This window comes from Mucilaginibacter sp. NFR10 (assembly GCF_900100445.1).
GTDB classification, from domain to species: domain Bacteria; phylum Bacteroidota; class Bacteroidia; order Sphingobacteriales; family Sphingobacteriaceae; genus Mucilaginibacter; species Mucilaginibacter rubeus.
This window is the reverse complement of sequence record NZ_FMTV01000001.1, coordinates 1,232,484-1,249,700: the sequence shown is the minus strand read 5'-3', so window position 1 is coordinate 1,249,700 and position 17,217 is coordinate 1,232,484. Positions and strand designations below refer to the sequence as shown.

Genomic DNA, 17,217 nt, shown 5'->3' with positions numbered 1-17,217 from the left:
TTACAATTATTACAGGTTAAATTCTGATGCAATTTACTTATAAATAAACTCAGAAAAAGACTTATGCGTTGCGGTAAACGCGAAAAAGGCTTATTTTAATAATTTTATAATTTTTTTCGATGTTTTTTAAATTTAAAACATTGAAAAACAGATATTTATATAAAAAATGCTGACAAAAAATATAATGTTTTTTTAAACATTTATAATACTTTTTTTACTAAAAACCCTGTAAGGTTTGGCTACTTTACAGGGTTTTTAGCATGTATCTTCAAAAAAAATCACTCGTAATCAAAAGCCTTAATATCCATAATCCGTTGTTCGAATTGATCAGGGTGCAACGATTTGGCTTTGATCCTCATTTTGTAAACATAGATTGTATTGACAGAATATTCCAATATTTTGGCAATAGTTTCATTATCAGCAATACCCATCCTTATAAGCGCGAATATGCGAAGGTCGGTATTTAATACTTCGTCTTCATCAGGCCAGATCTGATCTTTCTCGGCAAACAAGCTATTGAACACCGTAATAAAGTTAGGGAAGATCTTTAAAAAAATATGATCAAAGCTGTAATACAAGCTCTCCCTTTCTTTTTTAATATCAATATTATTTACAAAAGTATGAATGGCGTCATACTTCTTCATCGAGAGCTTGGCATCAATAGAGATTTTCAAATTTTCGAGCTTAACGATATATCCCGAAATGGCTTTAAAAAACTGCCCGATATATTCCTCTTTAATTTTTGCATCTTCAATTAGTTTCGCGTTTATGTGGTTTAATTGCACATTTTTCCCTTCAATTATTGCTTCTTTAACCTTCAACTTTTTTAATTGGTTAATGATCATCACCAGGAAAAAGACAACCAGCAATGCAAGCGCAGTAATAATTAACAGGAACACCAGGAAGCGGTTTTTTTGATGCTCGGTATTATTAAGCTCGGCTGCTGCTATTAATGGTAAAATTGAAGCAATTTGTATTTTACGCTGCCGGGCTCCGTAAAAGTCGGCATCAGCTTTTGCCAATTGAATGAAACTGTAAGCATCTTTGATGTTGCCCTGTTTATACAACAGTTCTGCCAGCGTATAAAGCGCAACCGTTTCACGGGTTGATGATTTGATATCGGCTATGGCAGCCCTCATCATCAAATTAAGGCCTTCCTGCCTTTCGTTATCTTCAAGACAGATTGCTCCTAATGAGCATGAGACCATTGCCCGCAAGTGCATGGAAATTGGCATATCTTTCTCCAGTAATTTTTTAAACCGTAAGCGTCCTTCTCCGTAATTCTTTTCCTGGTAATCCTTCAAACCAAGTAAATAAGTATGCATTATATGGTCGTTGCCGCAAAACGAGACCGCCGAATCAATGTATTTATTGCCGGCCTTAATATAATCGGGGCTAAAATATTTGTCATTACTGTAATTCGCCAGGTCATAATTGCACCTGCCTAAAAAGAAATAGTAATCAACTTTATCGGCATTGCTTAGGGCTTTTACATTTACTTTTCGTAAATAGTCAAAGGTTTCGTTAAACATCCCCGACGACAGGAGAATAAAAGCCATCCTTACATAACTATAATACTCCTTTGGTTTATTACCTGTTACCTTGCTTAGCGATATCATTTTATCGACATAAACATACGCTGAATCAAACTGATATGATTTGTATTCGGTGTAAAGCTTGTCCCAGGTATCAAACCGCGCATCATAATTGGTTTGCGAAAGATTTGATTGATATGCCTTTAATTTTCGGATCCTTGCTTCTTTACTGCTATCATATATATTTTTTTTTGCGATTTCAGTTTTTAATTCTTCGAGTAAGGTATTAGGATCAGTGAATGCATTTGCCGAAAGAATAATTAATGAAAAAAACAAACAGAAGATATATTTCATTTTTGTTATAACGGTTTTTAAATAGCGTACCGATCCGATGATTAATCAAACACACAATTTCTGCAAATCAAATGCGGCAATAAATTAATTAAACTGCAACCAACAAGGCTATCATTTTAGGAGATAAATTGCACACCTATCCCCGGTTTATATTCTCAAATATATGGATTTACGGCATTGCTAATGCGTTTTAGTTTTGTTTTTTGGTCAACAGAGATTACACTGTCCGAACCGAAAAAAGATTGAGACTATGCCACTCAAACGACGGGCTTTGTTTTTAACCTATAGTTAACAAAAGCAGACAGTATTTTCAATTACTGCGTTCTTTTCTATACAAGAAGTGCGTAACTAACTAAAGTATTGCAATAAATTCAATTATATAAACTCAAATTTTCAAAATTTAAGTAAAAATTAATAAAAACTAATTTTTAGGGCGAAGATGGCATCTCCCTTGTTTTTATTATTGTAAAACCTGACTTATGAAAGCATATTATGAATCTCTAACAACAGGCATCAAAACCCTATTGATTGCAACAGTCTGCCTTTTACCATCGCTGGTTTTCTCACAGCCTAATACACCAGGATCGGTTGAGTATTTAAAATTTTGCAATGGAATTAGCGGACTGACACTTGGTGAGGACATTAGCCAAATTCCGGCCCGTAAGTTTACCTATTTAGATAATGATGCTAAACCCGATGCAGACAGCTGTATCCGTTATCAATATAAAGACAGTAGCTCATTGATACAGGGAGATAGTTTGTTATTAGATGCAATAGGTTTCCGCGTTTACAAAAACAAAATAGTGAACATTTATCTTTTCTTTAAGATGACTGACGCTTATAAAATACTGGACTATTTCTTAAAAGCATATGGGCCATTTACAGGGCGCCCGAACGCTTATGCTGATATTTATAACTGGGATACAACCGCACTGAATTTGTCATTGAGATACCAGGTAAAAACCGAGATGGGGGTAGCTATATTTAGCAATAAAAACCTTGAAAACGAAATTGCAGCCAACCGGCCTTCAGTACTCCTTAAAGATGCATATCAGTCGTTTTCTGTTTTGTATTGATGACGTTCTGTTATTAAGGGTCACAAAATGCCTCTTCAGGACCATTACTGACTTGAAAACAACGAATTATTAAATAAACTTTGGTTTTAACGCGAAAACATCCTTTATTTAAAAAAAATCAAACGAAATTTGTGTACGGTGGTTATCTATCATCTTAATCTCAATTTATAAATGGTCAAATTATTTGTAGGCGGCTTTCCTCTGGAAATGACAGAGCTGGAACTTGTTAAAATGATAGGTCCACATGGCGATGTGGAAACGATTAAAATTGTACGCGACAAAAAAACAAGGATATGCAAAGGATATGCATTTCTTGAAATGAAGGACCGCACCGGGGCCGAGAACGCGGTGATTGCCTTAGACGGTACGCCCATTGCCGATCGGGTATTAAGTGTAAAAATAAACGACGACTTTGTTAAGAAAACTCCTCCGCCACGTAAGTCATTTGGATACGGCAACAACAATAATAGAGGCACCGGTGACAGAACTAACAATACCCGAAGCTATAATAGCCCAAGCAATTACCGGAGCAATAATGATCAGTCACCTGGAGGTGACAGACCAAGGCGCCCCAGAAAAACGATGTAACAAACCACTGATAGGTCATACTAAAAAAAATCCCGGCCAGATCTCAATCGGCCGGGATTTTTTCAAACATCATTATCCGTAGTTAAACACCGAGGTCCTGCATAATTGAGGCAATCTTAGCGTCAAGTTGTTTGTCTGTTTCACTGTATGTTTCTTTACTTTCAAGTTTGCCGTTCACACTGCAATAAAACTTAATTTTAGGCTCCGTGCCTGACGGACGGGCCGAGATGATACTGCCGTCCTCGGTAATGAATTGTAAAACATCAGATACAGGCAATTCAATTGGTTTGCTTGTATTGGTTGCTAAATCAGTTTCAATACGTTTTTCATAATCCTTAAGCGTGCTTACTTTTGATCCGCCTAAGGTGGCCGGAGGATTGGTACGGAATTTCTCCATCATTTCCTTAATTTCTTCCGCACCGGTTTTACCTTTTTTAGTCAGGGAGATCAGCTTTTCCTTATAAAACCCATATTGCACGTAAGTATCAATCAATGCTTCAAAAAGGCTGCTTCCTTTGTCTTTGTAATAAGCGGTCATTTCGGCAATGAATGCGCTTGAAACTACAGCGTCCTTATCCCTTACCAGTTCGCCTATCAAATAACCATAGCTTTCTTCACCGCCACCTATAAAAGTTTGTTTACCCTCAAAATGGGTCATTAACTCGCCAATATATTTGAAGCCGGTAAGGGTGTTATAGTAAGTAACATTCTTGGCTTCGGCTATGCGTTCGATAAGATTTGTGGTAACAATGGTTTTAACAATGTATTCTTTACCGGTAAGCTTGCCTTTTTCTTCCCATGCGCTTAATAAATAATTGATCAGCATAGCGCCGGTTTGGTTACCATTGAGCAGAATAAACTCGCCATCGGTATTTTTCACAGCAATACCCACACGGTCTGCGTCCGGATCCGTTGCCAATACCAGATCGGCATCAGTATCCTGGGCTTTTTTAAGAGCAAGTGTAAGCGCTTCTTTTTCTTCGGGGTTAGGGTAAACTACTGTTGGGAAATTTCCATCGGGAGTTATTTGCTCGTCAACCAGGATCACATTCTCAAAACCAAACCGTTTCAGGGCTTGGGGTACCAACGTGATGCCTGTACCATGGATGGGCGAATAAACTATTTTAAGATCTTTTTGACGTTCAATAGCATCAGGCGAAACAGAAAGCTCAGTGATCTTGCTCAGGTAAAGCTCGTCAATGTCCTCCCCTATTTCTTCGATATTAGCATCAACGCGGTTAAATTTGATGTCATCAATGCTGCTGATTGCAGCAACCTCGTCCATTACGGCCTTATCGTGCGGAGAAACAAATTGCCCACCATCGGCCCCATAAGCTTTGTAACCGTTATACTCTTTTGGGTTGTGCGATGCTGTAAGCATTACGCCGCTTTTGCAACCTAAATGGCGCACGGCAAATGAAAGCTCGGGTGTAGGACGCAATGCCTTAAAGAAGTAAACATAAATGTCATTAGCTGAAAAAACTTCGGCCGTAATAGTCGAAAAGAAATCGGCATTGTTACGGCTGTCATGAGCAATAGCTACTTTGATTTTTTCGCCGGGGTAGGTTTTTTTCAGATAATTAGCTAATCCCTGTGTGGCGGCGCCTATAGTATACTTATTGATACGGTTTGAACCCGGCCCCATAATACCGCGAAGGCCACCGGTACCAAACTCCAGATCACGATAAAATGAATCCGTCAGTTCGGTATATGCCTTATCGTCAATTAATTTTTGAATTTCCTGCTTTACATCAGCATCATAATTTCCTTGAAGCCATGAGTTTGCTTTTTGAAGAATGGTGGGGTCTAATTCCTGCATAAGTGGTTGTATATTTTCAATTTATCAGATTCGGTTTTGTTTTAAATATGATAATAAATAATCAAAACAGAACGCCTTAAAGTTAAATCATCTTTTTAATTATGCCAGCCCAATATGCAATAACTTTTAAATATAATGCACGGCAAGAGCGGCGGCCGCCGAACCGTTATCTGAACAAGATACTCCAGTAAAAGTTTTATCAATTTCAAGCTGTAAATGGCGCTGCCATCCTTCGCCCTCGATTTATCGTTGGCCGACGAACCGTTGATCAAATCTGTTAACGTCCTTTAGTAAACAAATTGAGTATCGGTATATCAACTAAAACCCCCACCGACCAACGTGTATATAACTTATTATCGCCGTAAGTGTTAGTTATCACATCTTTATTGGCTCCTGTTAAACTAACGCTACGCAAATTTGGCGCAACCTGGAAACCACCCGAAATTGAAATTGGTGTGGATGGTATGCCTACAGATAAAAACAAACCCGGGCTTATGATATTCTTCAGCTCAATTTTAGGCACCTGCGCTACAGTGGCGCTGGTATCTTTTGCTACCGGGGTACTTCCGGATGTAAAACGGTATGAAGCAAGTGCGCCGATATCAATTAAAGAAACAAAAACAGAAGTCGACCATTTTTTATCGCCCGTGGGAACAAATAATAAACGGTGCCCCCAGCTAAATGAAATTCCTACCGGTGCTGAGAGCCCGTATGTGCCTTTATACTTTTCATCAATGCCATGCACTTTTTCTTCACCTACATAAGGGCCAACATAGGCGTTTAGAGCGACATTAAAAATAACCTCGCGTTTAACGGTTGAACTGCCTACCGGTAAAGCAATTGCTTCAATAGCATTTTTTACTTCGTCGCTGTTTTTCGCTTTTGATACCTCAGCGGCAAAATTGGCATATTTAATAAACATTTTATTTATTGCCGGCCACTCGGTGAACGCTGCAATTTTCGCTTCAAGTTCATTTATTTCTTTCTTTATGGCAGTCTTGACGACTGCATCCTGCAGTTTATCATATTCTGCTTTTTTGTCTGCAAGATTTCTAACTAAATCCTGTTTTATTGGGTTAGTAACGACTTTATTAATAAACAGGTTATCGTAAACGCCACTAAGCTCAACTATGGCCGATGGGTACTGTTTTTCGTAAACATCAATGTAAACGTTGCCAAGACTCCTGGCTGATGACAGGTACTGATCAATCTTTGTGTCTTTCCGGTCAATCATTGGTATAGTAATATTGGCCGGGTCGACATTTAAAAGCAATGGTGATTTCAATAATTGCTCAAAAAGATTAAGTGATGAATTATAAAGCGCGTAATAATCCTGGTAATTAAAAGTATTTTCACCTTTTTGCTGAAGTTGCTTTAAATTAATGAAATACCTGTTTACTATTGTTGCTTTTTGGATAAATTCAATGTTATAACTCTGATAAATTTCCTCAAACTTTAAAAAGTCACCACTACGATCTTTCAGAAACTGCTTCATTGACCCCTCTTTAAAATTAATGTCTTTTTTTTCCAATTGCTGATAAAGCAAACCAAGGTAGATTTGGAAAGTTACAGGGTTACTAAACAGCATCTTCGCCGAATCGGCATCGACCCAGTATTTATCTCTCTGATTTGACCGTAATGATTGTGAAAAAAGATCAAAAGCTTGCAATGCCGGATATACATTTTCATTTACAAGCTTTAAGGTGCCATTGCCTGCTTTATTAACCAGGTAGTTATGAAAAATATCCCCCGGATGCGAACCCTCATGAAACTCGTTGGCTATATACAAGGCATCGATGAAGATTATCCTGACGTGGGGCATGGCAGCAAACAATTGATCCATGCACGGGTCGTCAATCAAATTGGAAACATTGGGAAGTAATAGTGCCAGGTCTTTCTGAAATGACTCCCGCAGCAAATCCGTATAGGCGGCGTAATTATAGATCTCAACATCTATAGCTGTAAGTGATTTGTAAGTAACCGGGAATAATAACTGCAACTGCCTGGTACTGTCCAGCTCCTTTTTAAACCGTGAAAAAAAGGCAGTGGAAAGTTCCTGCTTTGTTCGTTCCACTAAAAACTTTGCAAGACCGTCGGCAAGATTGGTAACATCAAGTGAGCCTATGGATTGTAGTAATCCGGATGGGCTGGGTATTGTCCCTCCGCTTGCACCGCCAGCTTCATAAATCCCGTTCAAATTAAAAAAAGGGTTTTTCTTGATAACAGTATCTACATTAGTGGTGTTCTTGAGATTAAAATAATAAGCAAACAGCGGCTTATTTTGCGGGCTGATCCTTATTTTCCCGTCTTTGTCGTAAAGGCTTTTCAAATATAACACATCATAAAAAACGCGCCTTTCGGGTTGTTGTGCAAACATTTTGCAAGACAGAAGCAAGAACAAAAAAAGGGGGGCGTATTTATATTTCATACAACATCATTAAAAAAATTCAATAAAAGTTCGGGTTTTAGCAGTGGAAGATCGAAGGATGCTGGCGGGTTTCCATCTTCGGTTATAATGAAGGTTGTTTTCTGCGTCATAGCCGCCAATTTTTCAATGATCGTAGCAAATGAATAACTAAAATTCATTTTTTGAATCATCAGCGCAATTATGCCCGATGTAATAGCCGTCGCAAAACTACTCCCGCTATCAGCTATCAATTCGTTATTCTGATCATATGATTTTATTTGCGAGCCATTGATCACCAGCGACAGGCACTCATTTATACAAGGATAGCCATTCTCCTTATCCGGAACCATGCCGACCCCGATTGTATTTTTCAAACAGGCCGGATAATATTTACTTGTATCTCCAAATACTATCGAATTTCCGATAGAACAAACAATTATTTTATTGTTAGCTACGGCATTGTTTATAGCCTCCTGAATTAAACTTAGAGTAGCTGCATTGCTTATACCTGACGACCAACTTATTGACACTATATGAATATCGGGATTTTTTGCACACCAATTAATCGCGCCAGCATATCTTTGGGCATCTCTCTCCGTGTTTTCAAATGTTCTTTTTTCGGATATTTTACAGGCGAATAAATTACATCCCGGAGCCACACCGACATAGTTGCCGCTGGTATTCCGTAGCCCAACAAGGGAAGCACAAAATGTACCATGACCGGCGTTATCTTTTATCTCAACATTATCGCCATAAACATAATACTTACTCTGATTATAAAACAGGTCTGTTATGCCTGGCGCAATACCGGTGTCAACCACAGCAACACCAACGCCTGTACCTGCATACCGGCCCCAAATCTCCGGCAGGCTCAAGTCAATCATCCATTGCTGATAATTGCTCCCAGCTCCTTCTATTTGTTCGGCCCCGCCGCTCCAATAATGACTATTAGCATCGTCACCCACTTTATACCAGGTATTGTTTCCATCAAGTTCCTCTCCCTGCACAGTACCCGTTACTTCTATCTCGTCACCCGGCTCTCTTACAGCACCGGTTTGATAGGTTGTATGAGCGCCTCCTACCCTGGTATTGAGCAGCTTGGTTACTTTAATACGCATTAGCCTACTGGTTTTACGGTTACGGTGGTATTCTTAGTTGGTGTGGTTGCTTCTTCTTCAGGCTTTTTGCCTGCCGCACGTAAACTTACAATTTTATTGATCAAATCGAACCAAAAGGGAGCGCCTAACATTAAAGCTACAGCTGTTAATAACAAACCCGTTATCTTGATTAAAAGCGACAAAAGGCTTTGACAAAATGTTTTACCCTTCAAATCTGGCGTGTTTTGTGCCGTCCAACCAACAGGGATACCAGAGCTTACCAGAAACGTACTAACTGTGCTGATTTGTTGGGCGACTTTTTTCCCGTTAGGTGCGTTTTTACTCGTATCGGCAGGTATGTTTTTAATAACCGTTACTTTGCTGGCTTCAAACTTTATCGTATCAGTTTTAGGATTATATCCTTTTTCGTTTACTTGTTTAACTACGGTTTGTAAATTATCGGCTGTATGTTTCAGTGCTTCCTGATTACCCCAAAGCTTGTTCACAATATTTATGGTATCAACATTCAAGGAGGCACAGATTACCACCGAAATAATAAATACAATAAGCTGAGACGATCGTTTATAAACTCCCGAGGCCCTGTCCATGGCCGAATTATAAAATGTTTCGATCTGTTTTTGAAAACTCTGAAGATCGCCCTGGGCGCGTTCATAAAAATTAAGAAGAAGTTTCCTGATCCCGGCAGAGATACCAACCTGTGCCGCTATTCCATCATCTGTTAAAACGTCCCTGATCTTATTCATATCAAGGATAATATTTTTATCGTCTTTAAACTGATCCATTAAAGCCGCGGCAAAATTGCCCGCTGGGATATATGATGGCAAACTGTTTAAATCCTTTTTTAAAGATGTAATGTTCGGATTGTTATAAAGCTTTTCAGCTATTTTTTTCCAGTCCTGGTCAAAAAGTAAACAGTCAATAGCATTTTTCAGATACTCTCCCCGCTTATTAAGCAGAGCGGATAGATACTCATGAATTGTGCTAACAGTTAGACTGAGCGAAAAATAGGTGAACGACAGCGTGAGCGCAAGATCGATAATTGGGGAATTAAACATAAGGTTGCGGGTTTAACAGACATAAAAATGTTTCCCAATTTACAAAGCAATCGGCCAAATATCAATCCGTTAAAATACGGTATTTTCATACGTAATTTTGCGCAAAAACCAGAGGTTCCCTCGTTTTAAACTTGTACCAGACAGGTGGTGTGAGGCTGGATAATTTATGCTTTTAATGACCGTTAGCCGGCTTGCTTGTGCAAGCCGGCTAACAGGTGGATATATATAATTGTTGGTAAGTGTTTGCACAATTCGGCTTCCCTATTTATCCAGTTCGGTTATGATCTTTTTAGGGTTATCTACTTTATTCAAACAGCAACTGTATCGGCCGTTTTTTTTGTTCATGAGATAAGAGTTGGTTTCGTTCATACAACAAACGCATTCATATTACATACGATAGGATATTAATTTTACCCCTGCCGATCGTAGATAGCCGCAAGTATAAAGGCACATGATGCAAGACCGGTATCTTTAAGGGCATTAGTAATTTTACCCGCATCAAAATGACTGTCGATCAGCAGCGGGATATGGATCGTTAAAATAAACACCCATATCATACATCCTAATAAAAAACATCCCCATTGGGCATACAGATTAACATAGATACTAATTGCAGCGGCTATAAGTGCAACCGCCGTAAGATATACCCAAAATAGATGGAATGGGATCCAGCCGGGTACAAGCGTTGCTACAAAATCGGCATACATAAAATGCTGGATACCGAATATGAACATTACTGTGGCATAAATGTATGCACTGATCCTGCTTAGTATTTGTTTCATTGTTGGTTAGGTTATGGTATATTTAGGCTTAATTTCGAATTGCTGATAAAATTAGTTTGCCCGCCAGGCTATTGCAATTCACAGCCTGTACAAGTTGGTACAAGCCCGTACAAATAATATTTGAACTGATTTACCGGCTATTTTTGACCAATGGATATGCCTGCACAAGCGTTGCTTATTACCGAACTGATAAAACAATACGAGGCCTTTATCGGCTGGGGCGACAGTAGTAACTGGAAGAACCAGGATTTTATAAACCTTAGCGAAAAGATAAGGGAGAAGACCGGCGCTTCCATTAGCCACGTTACGCTGAAGCGCATCTGGGGCAAAGTTAAATATGACAGCCTGCCCAATACCTATACCATGGATACGCTGGCTCAGTTTTTAGGTTATGAAAACTTCAGGGTATTCGGTATGCGGTTTGTTCCTGCTGATATACCGGTCAATCTCTCTCAACCGAAACCCCGGCCTGTAAAAAAACAGTTCAGATCAATGCGCTATGCTTTGGGCGCTTTAACGCTGACGGGTATTTTATTGGTTTTGATAATAGCTTCACGTACCGAACATTCGAAAACAACACCGGCTATCAACCCTAAGGATTATACTTTCAGCAGTAAAAAGGTGATCACATCAGGATTACCTAATTCAGTTGTGTTTGATTTTGATGCAAGTAAATCTCCATATGATTCGGTAGCTATTCAGCAATCATGGGACCGGCATTTACGGGTTAACGTTTCCAAAAACGACCGCCAGCATACGTCCATTTATTATTTTCCCGATTTTTATTACGCCAAGCTTATTGTCGGTGGAAAAATTGTAAAACAGCATGAGTTGTTTGTTGAATCGAACGGATGGTTACCCGTAGTTGAAAAGCAGCCTGTTCCCGTTTATTATGAAATAAGGGATGCGTTAGGCGATGGTAAGCTTTCCCTATCGCCCGAAAAGATCAAAGAGCGAAATATTGCCCTGCAGCCTGCCCCTCCTTTTGTGGTTTATACTAACGTAACCGATTACGGCGAGATTTACAGCGATGATTTCACATTTGAAACATCCGTAAAAAACAACTATAACGAGGGCGCGGCTGCTTGCCGTCTAAGTACTGTTTATATATTGTGTAAAGGCACTGCTATCTGGATTCCCCTAAGTACTAAAGGCTGTGTATCTGATCTCGACATGTATTTTGCAGGTTATGAGGCATCCGGTAAAAAACATGATCTATCAGCCTTTGGGGTAGATTTTGAAAAATATGTACCGCTTAAAATTGAATCACACAATGGAAAGGCAGTGATTTTTATTGATAACAAACCTGTTTACACAGTGAATAAAGGAATCAGTCGGGCTAAAATAATCGGGATTGTTTTCCGGTTCCAGGGTACGGGATCGGTAGATTATGTGCGGTTAAAAAATGGAAAGGTAAACTACGACGATGAGTTTTGAGGATCATTATTTACCACACGCGGGATAATTGATAACATTTCATTTTTTATGGCCGCCGGAATAACCAGCATAGGCTGAGAAATGATGTCATTTTTTCTATCGGGTGAAGGGCAGCTTGCGACTAAAACTAAACACCCTTTTTCAGCTTCAAAGGTCACTGTTATTTTTAATTGCTTCAGGCACTCGAGGTCCTGGTAGGCTGTGCGGGTACTGATATGAAAATGTGATTTCAGCAGGTCGATAGAAACCACATCCCTGGTTTGCAGCAACACCAATACTCTGAGCAACCTGTCGGCTCTGTTCATAACGGATCACATTTTTATTATACAAAGATGTAACTCGCTGTTGACAACAGTGTGTCAGCAGTAAAGACGCGTTTTAACCCGGTCGGTTTGATTCTGTTACCTAAGTTAATTATGTGATTGATAAACCATCAATATAACACCCGATGAAAAAACTTTCTTTAAAACCGGTTTTAAAGGCAAGTTATTTTTTAATCCCTTGAAAAGTGCTTTACCATTGCCTAAAATTACCGGGTGGATCCAAAGCTGGTACTCATCAACTAAATTCGCGGTCACCAGTTTTTTAACCACACTGATGCTTCCGTAAGTAAGGATGTCACGGCCATGCTGCTTTTTTAAATGCTCAACAGCTTTCTTCAGATTTCCTTTGATCAATAATGAATTGTTCCACAACGCGGAGGTCATTGTTGAGGACATAACCACTTTTTGGTAATTGTTCATCATATCTGCATAGGCAATATCCGTACGGGGATAGTTCATGCACTTAGCTTGAAAGGGCCAATAGGCAGCCATAGCCTGATAGGTGTTTTTGCCTAATAAAATAGTATCGGCCCGGCTAAGCAGTTCTGTTGTTGTCTCGGCTATTTCATCCGTCCAGTATTGATAGTGCCAATCCAGGCCCTCATCCTCCGCCGCTACAAAACCATCCAGCGTAATGTTTAAGGATACAATTAGTTTGCGCATGGTGATAAACAAGCAAACCGGGTTTATTGATAAACCCGGAATTTATAATTAAACTAAAAACATTAAGCCAGTTCGGTATTTCCGGCAAGTTTGGTATTGGTTAAGCCCAGCTCTTTTACCTGCTCATACCTTTTCCATAAATAGTAGGTAAGGAACATAACAAGCAGCATAACTACCGGCGGAATGAGCATAGCTGCCCCGGCTCCAACAGCAAGCCATGATAAAAATGCACCGATAAAGCTGATGGTGAAGCCTGAATAAGCCCATTCTTTAATAACCTGATACCTGGTTTGAGCTATGGCCAGTACACCTGCTATTTTTGCCGCCCCCATAATAACCATGAGGTAAAAAGGGTAACCAAGTTTAGCTAATGAATCTTTGCCTGCCTGCTGCATTGTGATCCCTCCGTATGCATCGCCAAGCATAGCTAATAAAAAAAGGACGGTAAAGATCCAATAAAGGGTTTTAATTGTTTTTGGTTTCATGATGATATTTGTTTTGTGTGATTTACATATTTGTTAACGATACAAAGTTATCTCGGGCGATAAAGTTGTGTAGCACGTAAAAAGGACTTGTTAAGGGGTTGTTTGCGACTTTAGTGTTCGCTATCTTTATCCCAGATAACCAGTTATACAATAATAAAATGAAACATGTTGCCATCCTGATACCCAACGAAGCAGTTTTAGCCAGCATCGTTGACGCCCGAACCATTTTTACAGGCGCCAACGATTTTTTACAATCCATGGGGAGGCAACCTGTTTTTGACGTACAGATGGTTGGGCTTTCTAAAGAAGTTAAGGTGCATGGCGGCATGTTTTCGGTTCATACGGATATTTTGTTAAGCGATCTGCAAAAAAGCGATATGGTGATCATCCCTGCCATAAGCGGCGATCTTCAAAATGCGGTAAACGTAAACCGGGATTTTGTACCGTGGATCATCAACCAATATAACAACGGCGCCGAAATAGCAAGTCTTTGTATCGGCTCATTCATATTGGCCTCTACAGGGTTATTGAACGGTAAAGAGTGTTCCAGCCATTGGATTACAGCTGATGCCTTCAGAAATATGTTCCCGGAAGTGAAGCTGGTTGACGGGCGTATTGTTACCGAACAGCAGGGTTTATATTCAAGCGGCGGCGCTACCTCTTACTGGAGTTTATTACTGTTATTGATTGAAAAATATGCTGGTCGGGATATAGCCATCATGGCCGCCAAGATCTATGCTTTAGAGATCGACCGGAAAAGTCAGTCCCCATTTGCTATGTTCACCGGGCAAAAAAAACATGAAGACAATCCTATAAAGCAAGCCCAGGAATACATAGAAAATAACGTTACCGAAAAAATCTCAGTTGAAGACCTGTCATCAATGTATGCTATTGGCCGCAGGCATTTTGAACGCCGGTTTAAAAAAGCCACCAACAATACCCCGGTCGAATATATACAGCGCGTAAAAATTGAAGCAGCCAAAAAACAATTGGAAAGTACCCCCAAAAACATCAATGAGGTAATGTATGATGTTGGGTATACCGATGCCAAAGCATTTCGTACAGTTTTTAAAAAGATCACCGGGCTCTCGCCAATTGATTACCGTAATAAATATAACAAAGAAGCGGCTGTAGCATAGGTATGTCCATCAGAATTTTGAATTTCTGCTAACCCTCGGTCACCTATACTCCAGGTTTGTTATTATCGAAAATATCTATTGATTATCAACCGGAACCTGCTGTATTGCAGTAAGTACTGGCCAATCCGGCTTCTACCTCAAAAACATTACATTCTGTCAATAAAATTAATCCTAACAAATAGCCAAATATTCCGTTTAAAAATTACATTTTTGCCCCAAAATTTTTAAGGATGCAGAGTTATCAGGAATTTCTTGACTTAAGTGTAGGCTTTCCACAGGATGGTTTTGAGATCATCGACGATGAACTATACTTTCAGGACCTAAATTTGATGGAGATGATTGAAACGTACGGTACTCCCTTACGCTTTACTTATCTGCCTATGATATCCAAAAAGATCCAGCAAGCTAAACTGCTGTTTCAACAGGCCATCATCAAAAACAACTATCGCGGCAGTTATAAATACTGCTATTGTACCAAGAGCTCGCATTTCAAGCACATTGTTGAAGAAGCCCTGAAAAACGAGATCCACCTGGAAACATCATCGGCCTTTGATATGCCGATGATTGATGCACTGGAGAAAAAAGGTACTGTAACAAAGGATATAACCGTAATATGCAACGGCTTTAAAACCTTCCAGTACAAAACATATATTATTGATATGCTGCATGATGGCTTTAAAAACATCATTCCGGTATTAGATAATAAAGAAGAATTTAACCTTTACGACGACGAAATTGAGATGGACACCCCTTGCAATCTGGGCATCCGGATCGCAGCTGAAGAACAGCCTGATTCTCAGTTTTATACTTCACGTTTGGGTGTGCGTATGGAAGATGTTATTGATTTTTATCATAACAAAATTGAGGATAACCCTAACTTCCAGGTTAAGCTGTTACATTTCTTCATCAACTCCGGTATATCCGATACACCATACTACTGGAACGAGCTTGAAAAATATGTAACTCTTTACTGCAAATTCAAAAAAGTAAACCCGCATCTGGATACGCTTGATATTGGCGGTGGTATGCCATTTAAAGATTCACTGGTTTTCGATTTTGATTATGAATACATGATCAACGAAATAGTAAGCCGGATCAAAGAGATATGTGCTGAGCATGATACCATGGAACCGGATATCATTACCGAATTCGGTAAGTATACTGTAGCCGAAGCTTCTGGTATCCTATACAAGGTATTAGGCCGTAAACAACAAAACGACCGCGAACGCTGGCTGATGCTTGATGGCTCGTTTATTACCAATCTGCCTGACGTTTGGGCGTTGAACCAAAAATATATCCTGTTGCCGGTTAACAACTGGGATTCGGAATACGAACGTGTAAACCTTGGGGGTATCACCTGCGACGGGCAGGATTATTACAACCAGGAAGCGCATATGAACAGCGTATTTATGCCTAAAACCCGTAAGGTGCAATATTTAGGCTTCTTTAATACCGGCGCCTACCAGGAAGTATTAAGTGGCTACGGCGGTATCCACCACTGCCTACTGCCATCACCCAAGCATGTGATCATTCGCCGTAACAGGGACGAAACGTTTAACTTTGAGGTGTTTGGAGAAGAGCAAAACAGCAAGCAAGTATTGAAAATTCTGGGTTATACCACGTAATTGTAAATCTAATCATAACAGCATAAAAAAGGTGGCCATTTCGGTCACCTTTTTTGCTTAACGGCCTATTGTGCCATCTCCGACACCTGCTCCTTCAACATTTGGATCCGGAAGATCAGCCAGGCTCCCATCCTCATGTAAAACTTTAAAGTGTTTTCTTTGAGGACCTTTTGTTTCAAGACAGGGGTTGTTTCGGGCAGCATAGTTATAGCTGTCTTTAATGTTACTTTCCCTGGTCTCCTTAATATTACCCTGCCGGGAAGCAGGATAGTCATTTTTATAATCATTCATGATTATACCCTCCTTTTACTAAATTCCTTCAGTTCCTGGTTCATGACCAACCATCCTGCCGGTGGTGCGTCCTTGTGGGCGGCTCTCAAAATCAGTTTTAGCGGGGCCTACCGATGGAAATTCCTTTTTATTCGGCGGTGTTACATCTGTTTGCTCGCTAAATGAGGTGTCGGCGCTTCTGTTGGGCTGGTCAATCTCCGATTGACTATGGGTACCCACCTGTTCGTCTTCGGGTTTTTCTACTTCAGGCTGTTCATCATAGTCTACTATATCGTCTACCTCATCCAGATCATCATCATCGTTTTCAAGATCACGGTTTGGATAGGCTTCATCACCATTCACAGAAAATGAGTTGGTGTTGTTTTCAAAATCATTACGATCATTATCCTGGTTTCCCCAGTTTTCATTATTGGTATTCATAGGTTTTAATTTTAGTTGTTATTTAATAAACCTACGAAACAATTGTATTGTTTTATTTTTTATCCTTTTAAGAAATTAAATATCGTAAATTAAAACTATT

At 39.6% G+C, this 17,217-nt stretch carries 16 protein-coding genes; 5 read left to right on the top strand and 11 right to left on the bottom strand.

Annotated features, from left to right (window positions below; translation table 11 throughout):
- Positions 1–278: 278 nt before the first annotated feature.
- Positions 279–1,889 (bottom strand): DUF6377 domain-containing protein, encoded by a 1,611-nt coding sequence (locus tag BLP33_RS05145; protein ID WP_090525521.1) that lies wholly within the window; start codon positions 1,887–1,889, stop codon positions 279–281.
- A gap of 479 nt (positions 1,890–2,368) precedes the next feature.
- Here BLP33_RS05145 and BLP33_RS05140 point away from each other — a divergent pair, with 479 nt between their 5' ends.
- Positions 2,369–2,965 (top strand): hypothetical protein, encoded by a 597-nt coding sequence (locus BLP33_RS05140; protein WP_090525520.1) that lies wholly within the window; start codon positions 2,369–2,371, stop codon positions 2,963–2,965.
- Positions 2,966–3,136: 171 nt separating this feature from the next.
- Entirely contained in the window at positions 3,137–3,553 is a 417-nt protein-coding gene (locus BLP33_RS05135; RefSeq protein ID WP_090525518.1) for an RNA recognition motif domain-containing protein, read from the top strand.
- An 82-nt stretch (positions 3,554–3,635) separates the two neighbouring features.
- On the opposite strand, the gene BLP33_RS05130 is transcribed toward BLP33_RS05135, so the two are convergent.
- The 5 genes from BLP33_RS05130 to BLP33_RS05110 all read right to left on the bottom strand — a co-directional run bounded on the left by BLP33_RS05130 (position 3,636) and on the right by BLP33_RS05110 (position 10,734).
- On the bottom strand, positions 3,636–5,372 hold the full coding sequence (locus BLP33_RS05130) for a phospho-sugar mutase (protein WP_090525515.1): 1,737 nt from the start codon (positions 5,370–5,372) through the stop codon (positions 3,636–3,638).
- A gap of 277 nt (positions 5,373–5,649) precedes the next feature.
- Positions 5,650–7,749 (bottom strand): hypothetical protein, encoded by a 2,100-nt coding sequence (locus tag BLP33_RS05125; RefSeq protein WP_139159934.1) that lies wholly within the window; start codon positions 7,747–7,749, stop codon positions 5,650–5,652.
- Positions 7,750–7,796: 47 nt separating this feature from the next.
- The gene (locus BLP33_RS05120) at positions 7,797–8,897 is read right to left on the bottom strand and encodes a S8 family peptidase (protein WP_090525511.1); all 1,101 of its coding nucleotides are present in this window, start codon (positions 8,895–8,897) and stop codon (positions 7,797–7,799) included.
- On the bottom strand, positions 8,897–9,952 hold the full coding sequence (locus tag BLP33_RS05115) for a hypothetical protein (RefSeq protein ID WP_090525508.1): 1,056 nt from the start codon (positions 9,950–9,952) through the stop codon (positions 8,897–8,899). The genes BLP33_RS05120 and BLP33_RS05115 overlap by 1 nt, the downstream gene beginning before the upstream one ends.
- A gap of 410 nt (positions 9,953–10,362) precedes the next feature.
- The gene (locus tag BLP33_RS05110) at positions 10,363–10,734 is read right to left on the bottom strand and encodes a DoxX family protein (RefSeq protein WP_090525506.1); all 372 of its coding nucleotides are present in this window, start codon (positions 10,732–10,734) and stop codon (positions 10,363–10,365) included.
- A gap of 150 nt (positions 10,735–10,884) precedes the next feature.
- Here BLP33_RS05110 and BLP33_RS05105 point away from each other — a divergent pair, with 150 nt between their 5' ends.
- Entirely contained in the window at positions 10,885–12,171 is a 1,287-nt protein-coding gene (locus BLP33_RS05105) for a hypothetical protein (RefSeq protein WP_090525504.1), read from the top strand.
- On the opposite strand, the gene BLP33_RS05100 is transcribed toward BLP33_RS05105, so the two are convergent.
- The 3 genes from BLP33_RS05100 to BLP33_RS05090 form a co-directional block, all read right to left on the bottom strand.
- On the bottom strand, positions 12,153–12,476 hold the full coding sequence (locus BLP33_RS05100) for an HTH domain-containing protein (RefSeq protein ID WP_090525502.1): 324 nt from the start codon (positions 12,474–12,476) through the stop codon (positions 12,153–12,155). The two genes, BLP33_RS05105 and BLP33_RS05100, sit on opposite strands and share 19 nt — an antisense overlap.
- Positions 12,477–12,581: 105 nt before the next feature.
- Positions 12,582–13,157 (bottom strand): dihydrofolate reductase family protein, encoded by a 576-nt coding sequence (locus BLP33_RS05095; RefSeq protein WP_090525500.1) that lies wholly within the window; start codon positions 13,155–13,157, stop codon positions 12,582–12,584.
- Between the two features lie 62 nt (positions 13,158–13,219).
- Positions 13,220–13,642 (bottom strand): DoxX family protein, encoded by a 423-nt coding sequence (locus BLP33_RS05090; RefSeq protein WP_090525498.1) that lies wholly within the window; start codon positions 13,640–13,642, stop codon positions 13,220–13,222.
- A gap of 158 nt (positions 13,643–13,800) precedes the next feature.
- On the opposite strand from BLP33_RS05090, the gene BLP33_RS05085 reads away from it, so the two are divergent.
- Positions 13,801–14,781, top strand: a complete 981-nt coding sequence (locus BLP33_RS05085; RefSeq protein WP_090525495.1) for a GlxA family transcriptional regulator — start codon at positions 13,801–13,803, stop codon at positions 14,779–14,781.
- Between the two features lie 230 nt (positions 14,782–15,011).
- On the top strand, positions 15,012–16,406 hold the full coding sequence (locus BLP33_RS05080) for an arginine decarboxylase (protein WP_090525492.1): 1,395 nt from the start codon (positions 15,012–15,014) through the stop codon (positions 16,404–16,406).
- A gap of 57 nt (positions 16,407–16,463) precedes the next feature.
- Here BLP33_RS05080 and BLP33_RS05075 read toward each other — a convergent pair whose 3' ends face one another.
- Positions 16,464–16,697: a hypothetical protein gene (locus BLP33_RS05075; protein WP_090525490.1), complete on the bottom strand. Its 234-nt coding sequence runs from the start codon at positions 16,695–16,697 to the stop codon at positions 16,464–16,466.
- Positions 16,698–16,715: 18 nt separating this feature from the next.
- Complete coding sequence (locus BLP33_RS05070) at positions 16,716–17,117, bottom strand: hypothetical protein (protein ID WP_090525488.1); 402 nt, start codon at positions 17,115–17,117, stop codon at positions 16,716–16,718.
- Positions 17,118–17,217: the final 100 nt, after the last annotated feature.